We start from the raw sequence: 4,277 nt of genomic DNA, 5'->3' as shown, positions 1-4,277 counted from the left end.
TCGCTCTGTATGTTTCCACTTGAAATCCATCTCTACTTCCCCCAATTACAATCCAAGGAAGATACTTTACTCTCATATGATCTTTTTTTGCAACAGAACCGTCATTTATATTATCTAAAGTGACTCCTATATTTTTATCAAATTCTTTAGATAAGTTCATTTTTATTAAGTCTTGTGGATAATGAATAATAACAAGACCACGTGAATTAATTACAAACCATTTTGTTCCTTGAAATTTAAAATCTTTTAAAACAAGCTGAATTACTTTAATTAAATTATCTTTATTTCTTTTTTCTGAGTCAATTGTAGAATTAAAATAAAATTTTAATTCCTCAGATTGTGCAAAAATATTTAAAATAGATTGAAACTTATGAAATGAATCTGTTATTTCTAAATCATATGTTCTTTTTAATTGATTATTTGCTATTTTTATTTTTTCATTCGTATTTGAAACAAATGTCCAAAGTAATGTCACAGATATTATAAAAGGAATAAATAAAGAAAAAACTAGAATGCGAACAAAATAACTTTTAAGCGCTTTAGAATTGACAGCCATTTAATAAAATAAGCTCCCTAAACTTTAACGCTTAACCTAACAATTTTTAATTATTTCCATTGAAAAGGCTGACCTGTTGCTGCTAATACGGAAAGCCATAAAGGCTCATTCACATTTAAATGTTTTTTACCGAGAGCAGCTGCAGCTAAAGGAACATGGGTAAAGCGTTCATGTGCATATCCTATCATACATCCTGTTTTTCCTGCCATAGCAGCATTTTGACCAAGTTTAGCACAAAAAACAGAGTCATCAGCAGAAGTAGTTTGTGAACGTAACATATAACTAGGATCAATATATTTTAATGTTGTTTCAATGTTTCTTGATTTAAATTCATCGGTAATTACTTTTTGAAGAAATTTTCCAATATCTTTTAACTTAACATTGCCACTTGCATCTTTTTCAATTTCTGAAGGAGGAAAGAGTTCTTGCCCCGCACCTTCAGCTACAGCAATTGTAATATAACCCTTATCAATTACTTTGCGCACAATTGCATTCAATAATCCGTTTTGACCGTCAAGACATATAGGAACTTCTGGAACAAGGACAAAATCAATATCATTCATTGCAACTGCCGCCGTAGCTGTTAAAGCACCACAATTACGACCCATTATTTTAACCAAGCCTATGCCATGAAAAGCAGACCGAGCCTCTGTTTGGGCACAACGCAAAGCTTCAACCGCTTTTCCTACAGCGGACTCAAAACCAAAGGTTTTGCTTACCCACAGAACATCATTATCAATTGTTTTTGGAATACCTATTAAAGCAATAGGAACTTTTCTTCTTTTAATTTCTTCGTGAATTGCATTTGCACCCGCTAAAGTGCCATCACCACCAATTGTAAAAAGTATATTTATGTCTCTAAGCATAAGAGCATCAACAATAGAGATAGGATTTGAGTGTCCTCTCCCGGTACCTAAAACACTCCCCCCTTCAAAATCAATATTTTGAACAGAAAGAGAGTCTAAGCGTCTCCAGCCAAATGCAAAACGTTTTGTTAAAGGATCATGTGTAAATCCTTGGTATCCAAAAGGAACGCCATAAATATTTTTTACTCTGTAACGATCAGAAAGAAAGGTAACTAAATTTTGAACAACATTGTTTAAACCTGGCGCAAGACCACCACATGTAACAATAGCTACTTTTAAATTATCCGGGTTCCAAAATATTTTTTCTCTTGGACCAGCCAATTCAAAAGTTGAGGGTTGAAAAAGAATTTTACCGTTATCTGGACGAGAGGCTTTTAGCAATCCTTCCAAAGAAATATCAACCAAAATTCTATCCTTCCCATCTTCAATAAAATTCTCTGTCTGAAAAGAGACTCTTAAAGGAGAAGGAATATGCGCTTGGCCAAAAGATTGTGATAAACTTTCAACCATAAACGTTTCTGGTTTAATTTCAATGGTATAATTCATTTTTAACCTCAAGCAAATGCAGCATTCTGTTCATCAAATACTTCTTTTAAAGCATCGGAAGCCAGATCTAACATCTTGTTAAGTTGTTCGCGAGTATATGGACGTTTTTCTGCTGTTCCTTGGATTTCAAGAAGTTGTCCACTCGCTGTCATAACAACATTGAGATCTACATCTGCTTTTTGATCTTCTTGATAATCAAGATCCACAAAAATTTGATCTTCAAAAAGCCCTAGAGAAATAGCAGCAACTGAGTCTCTCAATGGATTATTTCTGATTTTATTTTGTTTTATCAAAGCCTCAATTGCAAGCTTTAGCGCAACATAACCACCAGTAATAGATGCCGTTCTTGTTCCTCCATCGGCTTGAATAACGTCACAATCAATAATAATTGTTCTTTCACCAAGCAATTTCATATCAACAATAGAGCGTAAAGAACGACCAATTAATCTTTGAATTTCTTGAGTACGTCCAGAAAGATGTTGGCGTTCACGGCGGGAACGGTCTTGAGTAGATGCAGGCAATAAAGAATATTCCGCAGTAACCCAACCTTGCCCTCTTGTTCCACGCATCCAATTTGGTACGGAATCTTCAACACTTGCAGAACACAACACCTTCGTTTCACCATATTCAATTAAGACAGAACCCATTGGATTTTTTAAATATTTAGGCGTAATTTTAATTGCTCTTGGCTGAGAAGCTGTACGACCATGTGAACGTAATGACATAATTTACCTCTATTATAATAAGAATCAGAGCTCGATCTTTGATGAAAAGCCCTTTAAAAGTTATACCTTAAAAAATTTATGCAAAGAGGGAAAGAATAAGTGATAAAAATTTTTAAATTATTTTATCAAGGGAGGGGGGAGAGTTTAAAATCCTTTTGTATATATAAAAAAAAACTTTAAAAAATTTTTGATTTCTTTCATTATATCATACGACTCATTTGAATTGACTTTTTTAAATTGGGAAAATATCAAAACTAATAAATTTATTTTATGTCTAAGAATTTGATTCTTTTATTTGTTGTGCAAAATAGTTCCATTCATATTCATTTAATTCCGTTACATGAGGACTCATAACTTGATTATTTGTATTTAAATGCTTTAAATTCCAAGCACAATGGCCTAATTCATGAGCAATTAAATTTAATCTTTTTTCTTCATCTAATAAATCCCATTTAATTCTATCAATAAAAATTTTTCTTGAAATTATTTCATTATTTAAAGAATTTTTTTTGCATACACCCAAAACATCTTTTGAAGAGTCCCTTGAAGAATTATTTAATTCACTTGATGAATCATTCTTTTGTAAAATGATACTTACATTATTTATTTTTTCAATTTGCGAAGAATTGATATTCAGTCTTAATAATTTTTCTTTTAATTTTTGAAGATAAATTGAAAACTCAGAATCTATAACAATTTCTTCTTTAGTCGTATTGGAATTTTTATTCTGGCTTATATTATCATTTGAAGACTTTCCACAACCTACAAAAAATAACAATGTAAATACAAAAAATGGAATTACTTTTATCATGGCATATCCTTATTTATTTTTATAATATTTTATTTTAAATAATTAATTATTATTAGAGGCTCATTTTAATTTATAATATAAATATTTTTGGTACGAAAAAGGAGAATCAAACTCCATATGCTTTTCAGCCTTTTGCACCTGAAACGAGCGCACTTATCAATTACCATCCTCCCTATTTATTTCATATGAAAATAAATTCTAAAAATGGATATTTTATTTCTATAAATAAAACAATTAAAATGAATATCCAAAACTAATTTTTGAATCTATTTGAAATCCGTTTAATTTACCAAATATATATCCTATTCCTAATTTTAAATCAAATAAAAATCCATAATCTATTTTATAGACTGGTCCTATGAATGATTGAATTCCAACCCCATATTTATTTGATTTTTGATATTCCCCTTTTAAATAAACAAAATTTGATAGAAGACTCGTTTCTAATTCCAAATTTTCTGTAAATTTAAAAATTTGCAAATGCACTCCTAACCCAGTTCTTGTAAAATATCCAGTATCTTTATATTTTTCTTCTTTTCTTATATTATTTCCCGAATATGGGTTGTTAAAAATAATTTCCACAGATTCTATTTTATTTACATTAGCATAATCAAAATTTAATATTATGAACTTATAATGAATGGAAGAAGTTGAATATAAAAAATGATCCTCCCCTAAGAAAGTAGACACCCAGATCCGAAAAAAACTTATAGGAAAGAGGTGTTGAAATGGTGTTAACCAAAAGAAGGTATACAAGCGAATTCAAGCAAGGG

The 4,277-nt window shown here is 30.6% G+C and carries 5 protein-coding genes; all 5 read right to left on the bottom strand.

Features of this window, described 5'->3' with window-relative positions; genetic code table 11:
- On the bottom strand, positions 1-556 hold a 556-nt coding region (locus ACIQ56_RS15045; protein WP_397601862.1), incomplete at its 3' end, for a hypothetical protein.
- Positions 557-606: 50 nt separating this feature from the next.
- A complete protein-coding gene (locus ACIQ56_RS15040) occupies positions 607-1,968 on the bottom strand; it encodes an ATP-dependent 6-phosphofructokinase (RefSeq protein ID WP_397601861.1) in 1,362 nt (453 codons plus the stop codon).
- Positions 1,969-1,976: 8 nt separating this feature from the next.
- Positions 1,977-2,693: a ribonuclease PH gene (gene rph / locus ACIQ56_RS15035; protein WP_397601860.1), complete on the bottom strand. Its 717-nt coding sequence runs from the start codon at positions 2,691-2,693 to the stop codon at positions 1,977-1,979.
- A gap of 274 nt (positions 2,694-2,967) precedes the next feature.
- Positions 2,968-3,504, bottom strand: coding sequence for a hypothetical protein (locus tag ACIQ56_RS15030; RefSeq protein WP_397601859.1), 537 nt, complete (start codon positions 3,502-3,504; stop codon positions 2,968-2,970).
- Positions 3,505-3,738: 234 nt separating this feature from the next.
- On the bottom strand, positions 3,739-4,194 hold the full coding sequence (locus tag ACIQ56_RS15025; RefSeq protein WP_397601858.1) for a hypothetical protein: 456 nt from the start codon (positions 4,192-4,194) through the stop codon (positions 3,739-3,741).
- Between the last annotated feature and the right edge of the window lie 83 nt (positions 4,195-4,277).

The organism is Silvanigrella sp. (genome assembly GCF_044369315.1).
Taxonomy (GTDB): domain Bacteria; phylum Bdellovibrionota_B; class Oligoflexia; order Silvanigrellales; family Silvanigrellaceae; genus Silvanigrella.
The sequence above is the reverse complement of the archived record's forward strand: the minus strand, read 5'-3'. Positions and strand labels throughout refer to the sequence as shown.